9 protein-coding genes and 4 tRNA genes are annotated in these 17,032 nt (G+C 49.0%); 5 read left to right on the top strand and 8 right to left on the bottom strand.

What is annotated here, in order from left to right; translation table 11 throughout:
• Positions 1–186: 186 nt before the first annotated feature.
• The gene (locus ABIK47_01665; protein MEO0019332.1) at positions 187–2,763 is read left to right on the top strand and encodes a kelch repeat-containing protein; all 2,577 of its coding nucleotides are present in this window, start codon (positions 187–189) and stop codon (positions 2,761–2,763) included.
• A gap of 53 nt (positions 2,764–2,816) precedes the next feature.
• Here ABIK47_01665 and ABIK47_01660 read toward each other — a convergent pair.
• The 5 genes from ABIK47_01660 to ABIK47_01640 form a co-directional block, all read right to left on the bottom strand.
• A tRNA-Asn gene (locus ABIK47_01660) sits at positions 2,817–2,889 on the bottom strand.
• 33 nt (positions 2,890–2,922) lie between these two features.
• On the bottom strand, positions 2,923–5,760 hold the full coding sequence (locus tag ABIK47_01655) for a S8 family peptidase (protein ID MEO0019331.1): 2,838 nt from the start codon (positions 5,758–5,760) through the stop codon (positions 2,923–2,925).
• A 14-nt stretch (positions 5,761–5,774) separates the two neighbouring features.
• Positions 5,775–5,848, bottom strand: a tRNA-Lys gene (locus ABIK47_01650).
• 20 nt (positions 5,849–5,868) lie between these two features.
• Positions 5,869–5,942 (bottom strand) — tRNA-Arg (locus ABIK47_01645).
• An 8-nt stretch (positions 5,943–5,950) separates the two neighbouring features.
• Positions 5,951–6,025: transfer RNA gene (locus ABIK47_01640), tRNA-His, on the bottom strand.
• Positions 6,026–6,172: 147 nt separating this feature from the next.
• Here ABIK47_01640 and ABIK47_01635 point away from each other — a divergent pair.
• The 4 genes from ABIK47_01635 to ABIK47_01620 all read left to right on the top strand — a co-directional run bounded on the left by ABIK47_01635 (position 6,173) and on the right by ABIK47_01620 (position 10,478).
• On the top strand, positions 6,173–7,156 hold the full coding sequence (locus ABIK47_01635) for an L-threonine 3-dehydrogenase (protein MEO0019330.1): 984 nt from the start codon (positions 6,173–6,175) through the stop codon (positions 7,154–7,156).
• 9 nt (positions 7,157–7,165) lie between these two features.
• Positions 7,166–7,930, top strand: a complete 765-nt coding sequence (folE2, locus tag ABIK47_01630; protein ID MEO0019329.1) for a GTP cyclohydrolase FolE2 — start codon at positions 7,166–7,168, stop codon at positions 7,928–7,930.
• A 3-nt stretch (positions 7,931–7,933) separates the two neighbouring features.
• Positions 7,934–8,530 (top strand): gamma-glutamyl-gamma-aminobutyrate hydrolase family protein, encoded by a 597-nt coding sequence (locus ABIK47_01625; protein ID MEO0019328.1) that lies wholly within the window; start codon positions 7,934–7,936, stop codon positions 8,528–8,530.
• 343 nt (positions 8,531–8,873) lie between these two features.
• The gene (locus ABIK47_01620; GenBank protein MEO0019327.1) at positions 8,874–10,478 is read left to right on the top strand and encodes an aryl-sulfate sulfotransferase; all 1,605 of its coding nucleotides are present in this window, start codon (positions 8,874–8,876) and stop codon (positions 10,476–10,478) included.
• 6 nt (positions 10,479–10,484) lie between these two features.
• On the opposite strand, the gene bamA is transcribed toward ABIK47_01620, so the two are convergent.
• The 3 genes from bamA to ABIK47_01605 all read right to left on the bottom strand — a co-directional run.
• Entirely contained in the window at positions 10,485–12,722 is a 2,238-nt protein-coding gene (gene bamA, locus ABIK47_01615) for an outer membrane protein assembly factor BamA (protein MEO0019326.1), read from the bottom strand.
• Complete coding sequence (locus ABIK47_01610) at positions 12,719–15,157, bottom strand: ATP-dependent Clp protease ATP-binding subunit (GenBank protein MEO0019325.1); 2,439 nt, start codon at positions 15,155–15,157, stop codon at positions 12,719–12,721. Before ABIK47_01610 ends, bamA begins: the two co-directional genes overlap by 4 nt.
• A 99-nt stretch (positions 15,158–15,256) precedes the next feature.
• Positions 15,257–17,032: T9SS type A sorting domain-containing protein (locus tag ABIK47_01605; GenBank protein ID MEO0019324.1), on the bottom strand; the 1,776-nt coding region annotated here is incomplete at its 5' end.

The raw sequence follows: 17,032 nt of genomic DNA, 5'->3' as shown, positions 1-17,032 counted from the left end.
ATGAAAGGTAAGTATGAAGGTGGGAATTGGGGCTGGTAGGAATGATTTATTAAGTATTTTCTTGACTTTGGGTTTTCAAAGGGGTATAATGAATTTATATAATGAAAAAAGAGTCTGCAATCGTTCGGTCCGGTTGAATAGACTCTAAAAAGAAGGTAAGCAATAAACGACCGAGGAGGAGACATAATGAAGAGTAAGGTAACGGTAATCACTCTGGTATGCCTCTTGGGACTGGCACTGGCTGGACCCTGGGCAACCACGAGCGATCTGAGCCAGGGTGAACCCCAGAAGGTAAAACTCTACTATGGCACCTATGGCTCAAACGACTATTTCTGGGGAACGGTTAACAGTTCGCTTCCGACAGATGCCTGGTTGTATCATAGCGAAATGCCAGGCAGAATGATGGACAACGCCTGTGCCACTGATGGCAACTATGTTTATGTCCTTGCTGGGTATGGTACAAGCAATGCCCTTTACCGGCATGCAATTGGCTCAACCACCTGGGAGACAAGAGCGTCCTGTCCGCTTGACATATCCAATGGTGGTGCTGGCATCATCGGTGATACGCTCTATTACTGTTCGGGTTATTCTTATGGGATGGGCGGAACGGTTGATACGCTGTTCAAGTACTGCATCAGCACCAATACCTGGACAAGTGGACCAGGACCTTTTACCGGTACAACCTATAACTGGCAGCCTTTAGTTCTGGTTTGTGGTGGCAAACTTTATTACATCAGCGGCTGTAACCAGCCGGGTGCGAGCAATCCCACCCGCAATGTCTGGTGTTATACACCTGGTGCTGGCTGGTCACAGGTTGCTGATATGAATAAGGGACGGGTTTTTGCAATGGGCTGTGTGTATCATGATACCATCTGGGTTACCGGTGGGGTCCGAAATGACACGGTGATCAACCACTCTGAATTCTACGATCCGGCTTCAAACACCTGGACAGTTGATACCACCATCTTTCCGCATATGCCGATTGCCACTTGGGGAGCGGCGAGTGGCGTTGTTGGTCAGACAATGTTTGTCCACTCTGGTGTGAGCGCGGCGATGCAGTTGATGGACACTACCCAGTACTTTGACTTCGGGACACGCACTTGGACAGTAACGCCCTCTGTTCTTCTCAAGGTTTATCGCAGCACCGGTGTGGGCAATGCCGATGGCAAGGCGGTGGTTTACGGTGGTTCTACTGGTGGATTTACCCCTACCGACACCTGCCAGTATGAGCAGATTACCACGGGCTATGCCGATGATGTTGGCGTGATTCAGATTGTTGCACCAGGAAGCATTATTCAACCCGGTAGCATCACCCCGAAGGCAAGGATAAAGAACTTCGGCACCAACCCTCAATCCGATATCCCAGTTTACTGCTGGATTGATTCTGCAGGAACCAGGGTTTACCAGCGCAGTGCCACCTATGCCGGACCTCTTGAGCCGGGTGCAACCGCGGATGTTGAATTTTCACCCCAGTGGACTGCGGTTGGCGGTACCTATAATGTGACGATGTTTACCGACCTTTCTGGTGATGAGAACCGTGCTAATGACACTCTGCGCGGCACTACCGAGGTGAGGTCGGCAAACCTTGTCTGGTATAACCGGACATCCGCTCCTTCGCCAGGCAGATACTGGTGTCCTGGAACCGGTGCAGTAAGAGACACGATTTATTTCTGCGGCGGCAGACAGCAGAACGCCACCTCGGTGCGCACTATCACCGCTTATGACATTCAGAATGATACCTGGATTACCTCTGGTTTACCTACCCTTTTAACACCAAGGCGGGCAGGTGCGGGCGGCAGAATCGGTAACAAGATTTATGTCGCCGGTGGACGCGATTCTTTAAGCACAACCTTGAATACCTGCGAGGAGTTTGATGTTGACACAAAGACGGTAACTGCGAAGGCAAATATGCCTGCTGGTGCTTGGGCATGTTGTGGTGCGGTAGCAAACAATAAACTTTATGTTATCGGGAACGAAAACAGGACCGGAACCACTTACGAATACGACCCAGCAACCAATACTTGGTCAACAAAGGCTTCTTGTCCTGTGGGTCGAGGTTGGGCGGCGGCAGTTGGAGCAGGTGGCAAGGTATATGTGTGCGGTGGTGCCGACCCATCTAATGCTGAACTTCGGGATTGCTGGGAATATAACCCGGCGACAAACACTTGGAGCCAGAAGGCGAATATGCCGGGCACCCGGATATATCATACGGCAGTAGCATATCAGGATACTATTATCTATGTCCTTGGTGGCTCTGTTACCGGTTCAACACCTGCTGATAACCTGGTTTATCGCTATCATATCCCCTCCAATACCTGGAGAACCGAGACCCCAATGAATACCCGCCGTGGCTGGGAAATGGCTAATGTGGTTGGCGGTTCCATCTGGGTTGCCTATGGTTCTGACTGTACCACTCCTACATATCTTACCAACCTTGAGGAAGGTATCATTCCGATGAGCGGGATTGAGGAGTACAGGTTAGATTTAGGTGAAGGGTATGCGATTGATGCGGTAACGCCTGCTAAGGGTCGTGCACTGTTGAGGTTTACCGTGCCGAAAACAGGAAGGGTTGCACTCGGTGTCTACAACGCAACCGGTTCGCTTGTGAAGATGCTTGTTAACAGCGATTTCCAGCCTGGTTCTTACTCAGTTACCTGGGACCGCAAAGATGCTCAGGGCAGACCGGTTGCTGCAGGGACCTATTTCTACCGTCTGACTATTGACGGCAGGTCGGTTTCTGCCAAGGCGATACTTCTTCAGTAAATACCTCCTAAATCAACTGGGCTGCCCGAAAGGGCAGCCCAGTTTTATTTTTACTCCAGCGGCAGGGCTCGAACCTGCGACCCTCCGGTTAACAGCCGGATGCTCTACCCATTGAGCTACGCTGGAATTAACTTAATATAATTAAGATTCAAACTAAAATCAATCTTTGCGAATAAGGGCAAATTTGGCAACCGATTTGCCAAAGGTGGTGTTAAGTACAGCGAGGTAGAGTCCAGAACTAACTGGTTTGTTATTCTCATTTCTTCCATCCCAGAAGGCACCCATCTTTACGAGCGTCTCTTTATCTTTGTATTTTCCGATTGCCAAACCAATAGTGTTTAATTCAATGGTTTTAATCTTTATGCCGCTAACCGTATAGATAGTAATTGATGCTTGAGGGGTGGGGCGGTGAAAGTTGATGGCAAAATAAAGCGTTTCGTGTTCTCCGAGAATGAACGGATTAGGATAAATCAGAGCTATCTGGTCTCTGAGAAGTGGGTGAGAAACCGGATGGTAGAGTTTGAATGCAGAGTCAACGCGGGGGACGCCAAAGCCGAATGTGCAACTCTTTACCGATAAAGTAGCGGTTGAGAAGAGTGCGGCTTTGATTGATTCGGCGCTCCAATTGGGATGCGCCTCTTTCAGGAGAGCACAGCAACCGGCAATGAGTGCAGTAGCACAGGATGTGCCCACACTGCCTTCAAGAAAGTTTACTGAATCAGGTGCGACAACCGCAACTGTATCAGAAAGGGCAACAAGGTCAGGTTTGATTCTGCCATCAGCAGTCGGACCAGTGCCAGTACCCCGCCAGGGCAAGAGGTTTCTTTCTACCCCACCACAGGTGATAACCCCTTCAGCATCTCCTGGTGCCACGATATAGGGTTTAGGCCAGGGGTATACGGTGGTGTCGCGGTTCCCCATCGCGGTAACGATGAGCATCCCCCTTTTTGCAGCAAGGTCACAAGCAATTGATATGGGAGCGGTTCTCCCATCAAACTCCTCATCCCGATACCAGCCGCGATAACCCAGTGAGGTAGAAACAACATCAGCACCGCATCTCTCTGCCCATTCAAGGGCCTGAATATAGGTGTCTTCTTCCATATTGTATTCATATGCCCGGCTACTTGAGGTTTTATAAAACTCGGTTTTGGCAACAATTAGGTCAACACCAGGGGCGATGCCCATTAGCGAATAGGGCTGGTAACCGGCAATGATTGATGCCATTCTGGTGCCATGATTGGGTTGTTCCGGAGAAAATTTAAGGGAATCTGATTCTTCCCAGAGGACATTATCATCGCCCCGCTTAAACCAGAGGCAGAAACTGTTGTCAGGACTGAGGTTTGGCGAATAAGAGAAACCGGTGGTATCGATGATGCCATTATCCTGCCAGGTTCTACCCAGATCAGTACTGGTCAATTGATGTAAAATACCGGCAGATTCATAGATGATTGTTATCTTAGAGTTTAAAGATAATGTGTAATTGCCTATTGTGAGAGCGCTATCAATGGTATAACCAGTATCCCAGTTTCTACCCCAGTCAAAGGAACGAGCAATTTTAAGTCTGGTAAATGGTAATTGAGATTTGTCCTGATAAATTAGAAACTTGATGGAATCGGCTGGGGTGTGTGAAAATAACTTTGGCATATGAGCACCATTGGAAACAATGTCCGCCTGGGGTGTAAAGTTCTCGCCACCGTCATCCGATTGGAGATGGATTATTCTGCCTGAATTTTTTGCACAGGCATAAATGTTTACCTCTCGATCTGGACCAGCGGTTATTTGTGGCGCAGTTATTGTTTCGGTGAGATTGATTTCAGTGAAGAGAAGCCAGTTGGGTTCAGGGTGATTGATTACCGCTTTACGAAAAACGATGGCTGAGTCGTTTTTGAGATAGGCGAGATAAAGGGTGTCCAAAAAGGTTGCTAATGAAGGCTGTTTACCAGTTCCGATTGTCAGCCGATTCGCCCACTGTGTATTGATGAGATAACCAAGGTGACAGGTAGGGGAGGCGCCTTGGTGTAAATCGATTTCGGTGAAGGCAAGATAGGTAACCGAATCCTTTACACGCATACAAAGATTTTCATAGGTGTAGTAATAGGGCCGAGAGATGGTAATTGGTATTGCGGAAGACCAATTTGCACCTCTGTCGGTAGAAAATGAATAGAATACCGCCCGGACCGGCAGGTTGTAAGTGTAGTTGAAACTGTCAGCAACAAAGGCAAGGATGGCATTATTACCGTTAAGGCTTAATACCGGATCTTTAACCAGTCCAAGATAGCGGAGAGTATTAATTGGTTCAGGTGTTGAATTGCCCTGGGCGATATAGAAATTGTCACCAGAGATGAAATCGTATTGTTTTATTATTCTCAGGTTTTTTACGGCGGTATGTTTTAGTTTTAGACCGGTGTCAAAAAGTGCAAGTCTAACCCCAGAGCCGAACCAGCCTTGAAAGAAGATTTCCGGCACACCCAACATCTGTGCCTGATCCCAGGCGGCACCATAAAATCTGTGAGCATCGGCGCTGTCAACCTTGCGCAGAGTCCGAGCCGCTTGGGGTTGTTTTATCGGGACGGTCATATCCAACTCAGTTTCAGACCTGGTCGCTACAGGCGTGATGGAATAAACAAATGGGAGCCAGTAGACCTTTGGCACCATTTCTGGGGGCATATCAAAACTGGCGGCATTGAGCCAGTTGGACACTGTGCGTAATCGCGCACCCATTGCCTCAATCTGACGGACATAATCCTCTCTTACCGGTAGGTCATCAAAATCATAGCCATTAATCTGCTCATTCTGGCGGCGTTGCCACTGAACAGCGGTTGCAGTTTGTTCCAGTTGGGCAACTGCTGCCTGATACTGTTCTTGAGTGTAGATGCCTTTATCAGTGAAAAATACCCAGACTTTGTTGGTCTTTGTACTCGGGGGCGCGGTTTTCTCCTGGGTGCGCACAAATACAGGAGTAGTAAAAATAAGTAAGAGGTGAACAAGTTCGTACATTAATGAAATTAAAATACCCCGCGCAGGAATTGAACCTGCAACCCACGGATTAAGAATCCGTTGCTCTGCCAGGTTGAGCTAGCGGGGCGCACAATTGTTCCTTAAACCTGCGCCCGGCGCGACTCGAACGCGCAGCCTACGGGTTCGAAGCCCGGCGCTCTGTCCAGTTGAGCTACGGACGCAAATTCAGGGTGAGTGAGGGGACTTGAACCCCCAACATCCTGAGCCACAGTCAGGTGCTCTAACCAAGTTGAGCTACACTCACCAGATGCAATTGGTCTCATTAAATTTCCTTTTTCTATTATAGTGGAATTTGCCTTTTTGTCCACTTCGGCATTTGACTTTGGCTTGTAAGGGAATATTATTTTAAAATTATAATCAAAGGAGTAACTCTATGACCAAAACAAGAGAGATTAAGAGAATACTTGTGACCGGCGCCGTAGGGCAGATTGGTTCGGAACTGACACTGGCGCTGCGCCAGCGCTATGGTGCCGAAAATGTTATCGCCACCGGTAGAAAGACCCAGCCGAGTAAAGAGCTCTTGGAGTCGGGTCCGTTTTATTTTATTGATGTCACCAAGCGGGAAACGATAGAGGAGGTGGTCAAGAAGCACAACATTGATACCATCTTTCACCTCGCAGCAATTCTTTCGGCTGCGGGTGAGAAGAATCCGCAACTTGCCTGGGATGTGAATATTAACGGGCTTTACAATGTCCTTGAGGTGGCACGGGAGCACAATATGGCAAGGGTAATTGTGCCCAGCTCCATTGCCGTTTTTGGACCGGAGACCCCGCGGCAGAACACACCAAACGAAACCATTCTCAAACCGCGCACAATGTATGGAATCACCAAAGTTGCTGGCGAACTTCTTGGCGATTACTATTTCCGGCGGTTTGGGGTGGATGTGCGCGGCTTGCGTTACCCTGGGATTATCTCCAATGTTACCCTGCCCGGTGGCGGGACAACCGATTATGCGGTGGAAATTTTTTATGCGGCGATAAAATTCAGGAGTTACAAGTGTTTTCTCCGGGCTGATACCAGGTTACCGATGATGTATATGCCCGACTGTATTAAAGCCACCATAATGCTGGCTGAAGCACCCATTGAGAAACTTAGGCATCACTGCGACTTCAATGTTACCGCAATGAGTTTTTCTGCTGAGGAGTTGGCTGCCGAGATTAAGAGGCACATCCCTGAGTTTGAGGTTACCTATGAACCCGACTTTCGCCAGGCGATTGCCGATTCCTGGCCTGAGTCAATTGATGATTCAGCAGCAAGGGAGGAATGGGGATGGCAGCCTGATTATGACCTGAAGGCGATGGTCAAGGATATGCTGGAGACTTTAGGTAAAAGGCACAAGGAGGGAAGGTTGGGCTGGCCTCTTCAAGGGGCATAGCCGTTTTTAATGGGAGACATTCGCAAAGAGCAGGCAGAACAGGCGGTGCCGATTGATAAGGTTGGGGTGAAGGGTTTGCGCTATCCGATTGTCCTTTTGGACAAGGCGCACCGTAAGCAGCACACGATTGCAACAATCAGTATGTTTGTTGACCTCCCCAAGGAGCAAAGGGGAACATTTATGGGCAGGTTTGTGGAGATTCTCAACCGGTATCACCGGGAGATTGATGTTCATAAGATAGGAACTATTCTCAAGGAGATGCGGGAAAGGCTGGGTGCAAATTCTGCCCATCTGGAAATGGATTTTCCCTATTTTGTGGAAAAGAAGGCACCAATCTCAGGGGTCCGTTCGCAGATGGATTATCGCTGCTGGATCAACGCCAGTTTGAAGGATAGGTTTCGGCTGCGGTTAGGTGTCGCGGTGCCGGTGACGACGCTCTGTCCCTGTTCAAAGGAGATGTCGGGAAAAGGTGGGCACAATCAGCGGGCAGAGATAAGGGCGGTGGTAGAGTTCAAGGGTTTTCTCTGGATTGAGGATTTGATTGACATCCTTGAAGAGTGCGGTTCAAGTGAGGTTTATTCACTCTTGGAGCGGGAGGATGAAAGGCATTTAACTGCCCAGGCTTTTGACAATCCGGCTTTTGTTGAGGATGTGGTGCGCAATGTTGCCAAAAGGCTTGACGTCCATCCTTTGATAACCGGATATGAGGTGGAGGTGGAGAGTTTTGAGTCCATCCATCACCACGAGGCTTATGCCTACATCAGCAGGTTTTGAGATTTGAAGACCCTTTTGGTTGACTGCTATCTGCGCGACTCTGAACCGAAAATGAAGTTTTATCGGGAGATGTGCGGAGCGCATTCAGAAATTTTTGAGGTGAAACTTGCGGATTGGAATCCGGGGTTCAATCTCACCGGGTTTGATGCGGTGGTATTATCAGGTTCGCAATGGATGATTTCTGAAGATGAGCCGGATGAGGAATTAAAGGGTTTTATCAGAAAGATTAAGATTCCGACACTGGGCATATGTTTTGGACATCAGTTGCTTGCCTGCTCATTTGGCGCTGTGGTGAAAAGGGGAGAGGGGTTTATTGAAAGGGATGAGACTATTGAGATTGTGCAAGATTGGGAGATATTTAATGGTTTTGATGGAAAAGTGGTGATGCGCGAGAGCCATCAAGAGTATGTTACACCAGAATCAATTAAGGAAATTGGCTGGCAAATTGGCGCCGTTTCTTCCTCCTGTCCGGTTGAGGCGATTCGCCATCCTGATCTGCCCCTATACGGTGTCCAGTTCCATCCTGAGCGGTCAGGTGTAAGTGGTAAGAGGCTTTTTGCCAATTTTTACCGGTTTATCCTCTATAAAGGAACGAAGTAACGCCAAAGGTTGTCTACCTATAGGTATACAAAATTGGTTTGGTAAAATCGGGGTTAAGTTTCGTATTTAGATGCATTAACAGATATTTTTCGTTTTTGATGACCCCAACCCCGGGGTAATCCCTCGAGAGATTTTTTCAAGCCCTTTTCATATGGGTCTTGAAACAGGTTTTTCCTTAGGGTGTTGGTTGATCTCCTCAGTTTTATCGGATGTTTATTTCAACCCTGCTTTGGAAATTTCTTTGTTGACTTAAATTATTGCCAGGTTATAATTTCTGTGGAAGAGGCAATAGTTTGCTTAGTTGGTAAAAAACAGTAAAAGAGAGGAGTTTATGCAACTACCGGTGAGGTTCAGGTCTTTGTCCTATCTTTTCATTGCCCTTGCCTTATTTTGCGGCACGGCATTATCCAATACCCAAAGGACAATGGGGCTCATTTACCGGGATTCCTCCTCTACAGAATTGGGTTATACGCTATTTCAACCACAATACTATAATGTTACCTATCTGATTGATATGGATGGTATGCTTGTTCACTCCTGGACAGGAAGGTACAACCCCGGTCTTTCGGTTAATCTCTGTGAAAACGGGCTGCTTTTGCGCACCTGCGCTATTGATAATTATTTCGGTGCCCTTGGCGGCAGGGTTGAACTGGTTGACTGGGATGGTAATGTTGTCTGGTCTTACAACTATTCAAATTATAATGTTTGCCAGCATCACGATGCAATAATGCTGCCCAATGGCAATATCCTGATGATTGCCTGGGAGCGGAAGACACGCTCCGAAGCAATTGCTGCAGGTAGAGACCCCAATCTACTGATACCAAACGCTCTCTGGCCCGACCATTTGGTTGAGGTTGACCCGGATAACAATGGAATTGTCTGGGAGTGGCATCTGTGGGACCATCTGATTCAGGATTACGACTCCACCAAGGCAAATTATGGCAACCCCCGTGAGCATCCTGAATTGGTTGATATCAACTTCACCCCTGGCGGACCGCAATCAGACTGGAACCACTGCAACAGTGTCGCCTATAACCCGGAACTTGACCAGGTGGTAATAAGTTCACGCCATCTTTCCGAAATATGGGTCATTGACCACAGCACAACGATAGAAGAGTCTCGAAGTCATTCCGGTGGCAGGTATGGCAAGGGCGGTGATTTGCTCTATCGCTGGGGTAACCCTGCTTCCTATCGTCGGGAGGGAACGATTCCTCAGACCCTTTTTGTCCAGCATGATGCCCAGTGGATTGCACCAGGCCTTCCCGGCGCTGGTAATATGCTGGTTTTTAACAATGGAACCGGTCGGAATATGGGGATGTATTCAAGTGTTGATGAGTTTGTGCCACCGATGGACTCTCTTGGATTTTATCATCTGGGTGAGGACTCTGCCTACGGACCAGAGGCACCGGTCTGGCGGTATACCGCCACACCCCGGGAAAGTTTATATTCGCCCTTTATGTCCGGGTGCCAGCGTTTGCCCAATGGCAACACCCTTATCTGTGATGCCGGAAAAGGGACATTTCTTGAGGTTACTTCAGAAGGCAGATTGGTCTGGAAATATATTAATCCGGTAACAAGCAGGGGTCCACAAGAGCAGGGTCAGGTTCTTCCCCGTGGTTCAAATTCGGTTTTTAAAGTACGCAGGTATCCGCCTGATTATCCTGGTTTGGCTGGTCGCAACCTTGACCCGATTGGACCGATTGAGACCTATCCGCAAGGGGTTTACGAGCAACCGGCTCATAACCTCGGTCAAGGTTTATGCCCGGCAGTGGTGCATAGTTTTATCACTTTGAGCGGTGCTGAATCAGCAGAACTGGTTGATATTACTGGCAGGATGAGGATGCGGCTTACTATGGGCAAAAATGATATCAGGCATCTGCCAGCGGGAGTTTATTTCGTTGTTACTCAGGGCAATCCTAAGGGCGAGAAGGTAATTGTCAGGCGGTAATTCAGGCTAAAAGGTCGTGCCCAACTGGAAGTGTGGTTCCCAACCCGGGCGGGCTTTGTCAAATCCGTAGCCGAAGTCAAAGCCAATTAGACCGAGCATAGGTATTTCAAGACGAACACCGATTCCGGCGCCACGCTTCAGGTCCGAAAGACTGAACTGCGCAGGTGAGTCCCAGGTGTTGCCGGCATCAAGAAATGCGAGAAATGTCACTTGAGGATTGAGCCTTAAGCGGTATTCAAAAGAAAACAGGGCAAGCATCGTGCCACCAACAGGATATATGCCATCATAAGGACCAACAGTTCGTTCGCCATAGCCGCGGATACCATCAGGACCAGTGCCACCAGGATAAAACCTCTCTGAAAGTGGAATTGTATCGGCAGCGGTGAAGCCTGTAATATAGCCAAAACGCGTCCTGCCTTTTATGCCAAATTTCCAGAAAAGGGGCAGATGCTGGGTCAAATCAATTGTATGGCGGTGAAAGCGGATGTCCCAGAATGAGAGGTTGAGGGTATACGATATGGCAGAACCGGTGAGCGGGTTGTAGATGTAGTCACGGGAGTCGCGCGTGAGGGTAACTGATGGCAAGAATGATGTTTTATGGACGGTATCGCGATAGACATTGAACAGTTTTGAGGGTTTATAACCAGAACTGATTGAAGCGGGCGGCACATAGCCATCGCTAAGCCTGAGAGACAGGTAGGCTCGGGTATAGTCAAGGGCAAGCGGGCGTGAGAATGATAGACCGCCGCCGATTTCCTGCTTGTTGTAGTAGTCATAGTCACGGGTTAGATATGAGGCATCGAAACCGGCTGAGGTCGGGGTGTCAAAAAGCCAGGGTTCAGTAAAACTCAATTCAAAGTTGGTCTTCTTGCCGCCCTTTTCCAGTTTCAGTCCGGAACGCCAGCCCCTGCCTAAGAGGTTGGGCTGCTGGAGTTCAATGTAGCCGGTCAGTTTGTCCTGCGCCGAATAGGTGATACCGGCACCAATCGTGCCAAAGAAACTTTTTTCCTTAACCTTATAGATGAGGTCAATTGTACCCAATGTATCAACCGGTCGATAATCAATTGCGACATCGTCAAAGAAGCCGAGATTAAAGATATCGCGCTGGGAGCGCTGGATTTCAGAGCGTTTAAAGACATAACCAGGAAGGGAGCTGATTTCACGGCGAATCACTTTATCTAAGGTTTGCTGATTGCCTTCAATTTTCACCAGACGCACAAGCGCGGGTGAGCCTTCATTGATTTCATAGGTGATGTTGACGGTATCGCCAACGATTTCTTCAACTGGGGTGACCTGCGCATAGATATAACCCTCTTCAGCGTAAATAGCGGAAATTTCACTCAGTGTTGCCTGAGCAAGTTTTATGTTATAGACACCGCCGGGGCGATAGCGGACAATCTTTTTCAGGCGGGTGGAGTCGATTACTGAATCGCCGACGAATTGATATTTGCCGAAATAGTATTTTTCCCCTTCATCTATGTAAATGTTAATATCAACCCAGCCGCGGTCGAACTTCATATCGTAATCAAGCACCTTGGCATCAATGAAACCACGCTGTTTGTAGAAGTCGACAATACGATCAAGGTCTTTAATAAACTCCTCTTCTTTCAAGAGACCCTTCCGATACCAGGTTTTCTGGCGGTTGGTGAGTTTAATTTCAATTTGAGGGTCGCTAAATCGTTCGTTGCCAAAGATTTCGATATTGCGAATTCTCACCGGGTCACCTTCGTCAATCTGGAATGTCAGGATTACTTGCCCCGTTGAGTCAGGAGGCGTTTGTTTGGTGGAGAGCTTAACCAACAGAAAACCTTTCTCTTTGTAGAATTTCAGAATTTCCTGTTCCCAATCAAATATCTTTTTGGCGGTAAGGATTTCCCCTTCCTTGAATTTTACCTTTGTCTGCAGGTCCTTTTTCTTTACCCGACGATACCCTTCAAACCCAACATTCTTGAGTTTAGGATATTCCTCAAGGATAAAGGTGAGTTTGACGCCGTCAGCAAGCATAGTGGTTTCAGCGCGAACTTGCGAGAACAGACCCAGTTCATAGATTTTTCTGATGGCACTGGCGAGCGCGGAGCGAAAACCGCTGGGCGTATAGATTTGCCTTTCTAACAGTCCGGAAGTGCGGATGACCAGATTTTCGTCGGTGTGCTTCGTTTTGGCAGAGATGTTTAAGAGCACAATTTTACCAGTATCAGTTGGAATCTGAAGGGTAAGCAGGAGCGCCAGGAGGAATGACATCATTCCTGAACCGGCGCGCCTGCTTCAGTTGCCGCTTCTTTGAATATCAACCTCTCCCCATCCCGGTCAACAAGGATGTTGGGATTATTGGCAAACCCTCCTTTGAGGAGCTCCTCAGCGAGAGGGTCTTCAAGGAGTCTTCGCAAGGCGCGTTTTATCGGACGGGCACCGTACTGCGGGTCAAACCCCTCCTGAACCAAAAGTTCCTTTGCCGCGGGTGTTAATTGAATGGTTATTTTCTTCTCCTTGAGACGGGAGGAAAGTTCCCGTAGCTGGATGTCGACGATCGCCTCCATCTGGGGGCGGTCCAGCGGTCTGAAGACAATTACCTCATCCACCCGGTTGAGAAACTCAGGTCGGAATACCCGTTTGACCTCGGTCATTACCTTGTTGCGGATATTTTCATAGTTGACCTCAGGGGTGGTAGAGGTAAAGCCGATGCCGGAAAGTCCGCGGATTTCTGTAGAGGCGATGTTTGATGTCATTATTATGACCGTATTCTTAAAGTTGACCTTTCTGCCCAAAGAGTCGGTAATCTGGCCATCGTCAAGAATCTGTAGGAGGATGTTGAAGACATCAGGGTGTGCTTTTTCAATTTCATCAAACAGAACAACCGAATACTGCTTCCGTCTGACCTTTTCGGTCAGCTGCCCGCCTTCCTCATATCCGACATAACCAGGAGGCGCGCCGACAAGGCGAGAGACATTAAATTTCTCCATATACTCTGACATATCAAAGCGGAGAAGCGCCTCCTCGTCACCAAACAGGAAACGGGCAAGGACACGGGCAAGCTCGGTCTTGCCGACGCCTGTTGGACCAAGGAAGATGAATGAACCAATCGGGCGGCGAGGGTCTTTAACACCGGCGCGGGAGCGGCGAATCGCCTTGGCAACAGCGGTGATGGCATCGTCCTGACCGACAATCCACTGCTTGAGTTCTTCTTCCATTCTCAAAAGCCGGGTGGACTCTTTTTCCTCAAGTTTAGCAAGGGGCACCGATGTCCAGGAGGAAACAACATAAGCGATGTCCTCTTCGGTAACCACCGGGAAACTGCCTTTCTTTTCCCACTCCTTGCGCTTCCGTTTAAGGTACTCAGTCAACTTCTTCTGTTCATCGCGCAACTCCGCCGCCTTCTCAAACTCCTGGCGCCGAACCGCCTCCTCCTTGGCACGGGTGATCTTTTCAATCTTGCGTTCAATCTCGTCAAGTTCAGGGTTGATTACCGGACGCATCAGTTTCACCCTTGAGCCGGCTTCGTCAATAACATCAATCGCCTTGTCTGGCAAAAAGCGGTCGGTGATGTAGCGGTCAGCAAGATAGGCAGCGGCGTAAAGTGCGCTGTCTTCATAGGTAACATTATGGTGCAGTTCATATTTTTCCCGCAGACCCTGGAGAATCTGGACCGTCTCAGCAACTGTCGGCGGTTCAACCATAATCTTCTGGAAACGACGCTCCAGCGCAGAATGCTTTTCAATATAGCGGCGATACTCCTCTGGCGTGGTAGCACCGATGACCTGAATTTCACCCCTTGCCAGCGCCGGCTTCAGTATGCTGGAGGCGTCAATGGCACCTTCAGCAGCACCGGCGCCAACAATGGTGTGAATCTCATCAATGAAGATGATGCAGTCACCATGGTGCTGGATCTCGTTGAGAATTGACTTGAGCCTTTCCTCAAATTGACCGCGGTATTTTGTGCCGGCAACAATTGCTGCCATATCCAGCGCCAAAACCCGTTTGTTCTTTAACACATTGGGAACACGACCGGCAACAATCCGCTGCGCGAGTCCTTCAACAATGGCGGTCTTGCCTACGCCGGCTTCGCCAATCAAGACTGGATTGTTTTTCTTTCTCCGGGCAAGAATCTGAATGATGCGCTCGATCTCCTTTTCCCTGCCGATGATGGGGTCAAGTTTGTCCTCGCGAGCAAGCTGGGTAAGGTCACGGGAGAAGTAGTCCAAAGCCGGTGTTTTTGACCTGCCTTTGGGTGCACCGGTCGTTTTGTCACCACTCAAAAGCCTGATTGTCTCCTGACGGACAAGGTCAATGTCAACACCAAGCGATTGGAGCACCTGGCAGGCAACTCCTCGCTCTTCGCGCAAAAGCCCAAGGAGGAGATGTTCTGTTCCCACATAGGAGTGGTTCATCTTCCGCGCCTCATCAACCGCATAGTTAAGCGCTGACTTTGCCTCCTGGTTCAGGGGCACATCACCCAAAACCAGGGTTTCAAATCCAGTGGGAACGGCATTTTCAACCGCCCGGCGCAGGTCGTCAAGGTTGATGCCAAGGTTGGTTAATACAACCGCCGCAACCCCTTCCCCCTCTTTAACTATTCCCAAAAGGATATGTTCGGTGCCGATATAGTCGTGATGAAGCCTCACCGCCTCCTGGCGGGCATAGTTCATTACCTTACGAACCCTTTCAGTAAACCTTTCCTGCATATTCTCGTTTATATTTTAAGTAAAAGTTTTTAAAAGTCAACTTCACATTTTCTTCATCCATATTAATTAGACACCGCTCAAACCCCTATGGTTTCTGTTTTAGCGGACTTTGACCAGGGAGACAGCCTTGGAATCGGGTGTGCGGGCAAAGTAGATACCGGCAGGTAGTGAAGATAGATTCCAGACCGCGGTTCCTGAACCAGGGTAAAAGGTCGCTACCTGTCTCCCGGTTATGTCAAATAAGGCTATTTGCACAGGCGTAGCGGTTTTGACCAAGAGATGGTTTTGAAACACCCTCGGTAAAATGGTCAATCTGGGCGCCGAACTTTCACTTAGAGGTTTTTCGGCAATGCCGGTCGGGGCAAATAGCCAGTCAAGCATCAAACCCATCAGTTGGGTTCGGGTCCAGTATTGGGGTCGTGATGCCGGGCGGTTAACCGCCTCAAATCCAAAGCCAAGGAAAATGACCTTGGCACCGAAGGGGGCTTCTCTTCTGATGCCGGCGCCAAGGTTGGTGACGGTGTCATAAACCATAAAAAGGGTTGCATTGGAAAGGGGTAGGATAATGTCCCTTGATGTCTGATTGTTGGCGCCATTACCACCTGCAGTGGCGGTGCCGATGACATTGCGACCAAGCGAGTCTGAGCGGTTGCCAAAGGCAAGAAACCCGCTATAGCCTGAAGAGTCAAACCGGCAGCCAATGATATTTTCAAGAAAATGGGTTCCAGCAAGTTCCTCAGCGATGTTCTGACCGGTTAAGAGCAGGTTACCGCCCCGCAGAATAAAGTTGGCAAGGCTTTCCTGGTCGGAAACAGGAACGGTCTGGGTCCTGGTGTTGCCCGTGAACCAGATAACGGTCCTTTTCTCGAGTCTGTCAAACAGGTCATAGGGAACAGGACCCTGACTCGGCTTTTTCCACAGGCACCAGGAGACATTTAGACTGTCAAGGCTTGAGGTGTAATAACTGCTGTAATTTTCAAGGCTATCATTATTGACAATCATCACCTCGGCAGGTGAGGTTAAGAGGACAATGTTTGTGTCCCCGGTAAGGGGGATGGTCCAAGAGCGCCGGTAATAGGGCGGTTCTGGTTCAATCGTAACCCTGAAGGTTGAGTCAATCAGGTTGAGTGAAAATCCGCCGGAGCGATTGGTCAGGCAGGAGTCCCACACCGTTGTGTCATTCCCAAGGTATGCCTTGACCCAGGCAAGAATTGGTATTGACGAAACAGAGTCAAGGAGAAGACCGGAAAGGGTAAATCTGCCATAGACCTTGATATTGGCAAATATGGAATCGTTTTTGGGGTTACTATCGCCGGTAAAGTAAGCCCAAAACCGGCGAACCCCGCGCTCCAGGGCTACCGGTGGGAAGGATAGGGTGTCTTGATCCTCGGGCGGAAATCCTGCAATCTCTCTTTGTTCTTCGTAACCGCTGTCAACCCGGCAATGGACATAACCAGAAACCGGGGTCAAGCCGACATTCTCTATCGGAAATTTTGGGGTGACAGTATCGCCCTCAATGTAGAAGCCGCTTGGGCTCGGTGAAATAAACTCATATAGGCATAGGTCGTTGGGATAAATCGTATCAAACAGCACATCCAGACCCATAAAGTCAAGATAGGTTGAGACCCAGGTCTGGTCCTGAGTATTTGGGTCGGTCCAGGTTGCCGGAATGCCACCGTCAAGGTCGGTGTCCCTCATCAGAAGGGTGTCGGTGAGATACTGATGAATCTCCCAGTGTGCCTCGTTATGACCAATTTCTGCTGCCGCCCGGTAGGCATTGGCAAGCCAGATGTTATGGGAGCAGTTCCAGGTTCCTGATGGGTAAAACCCAGGAAGGGATTCGGCATAGGTCTCTATCCAGGCTTTGCCGGCAAG

It is taken from the genome of candidate division WOR-3 bacterium (assembly GCA_039801245.1).
Lineage (GTDB): Bacteria > Hydrothermota > Tepidihabitantia > Tepidihabitantales > Tepidihabitantaceae > JAOABP01.
Note: the sequence above shows the minus strand (reverse complement) of the source record. Positions and strands in the feature narration are given on the sequence as shown.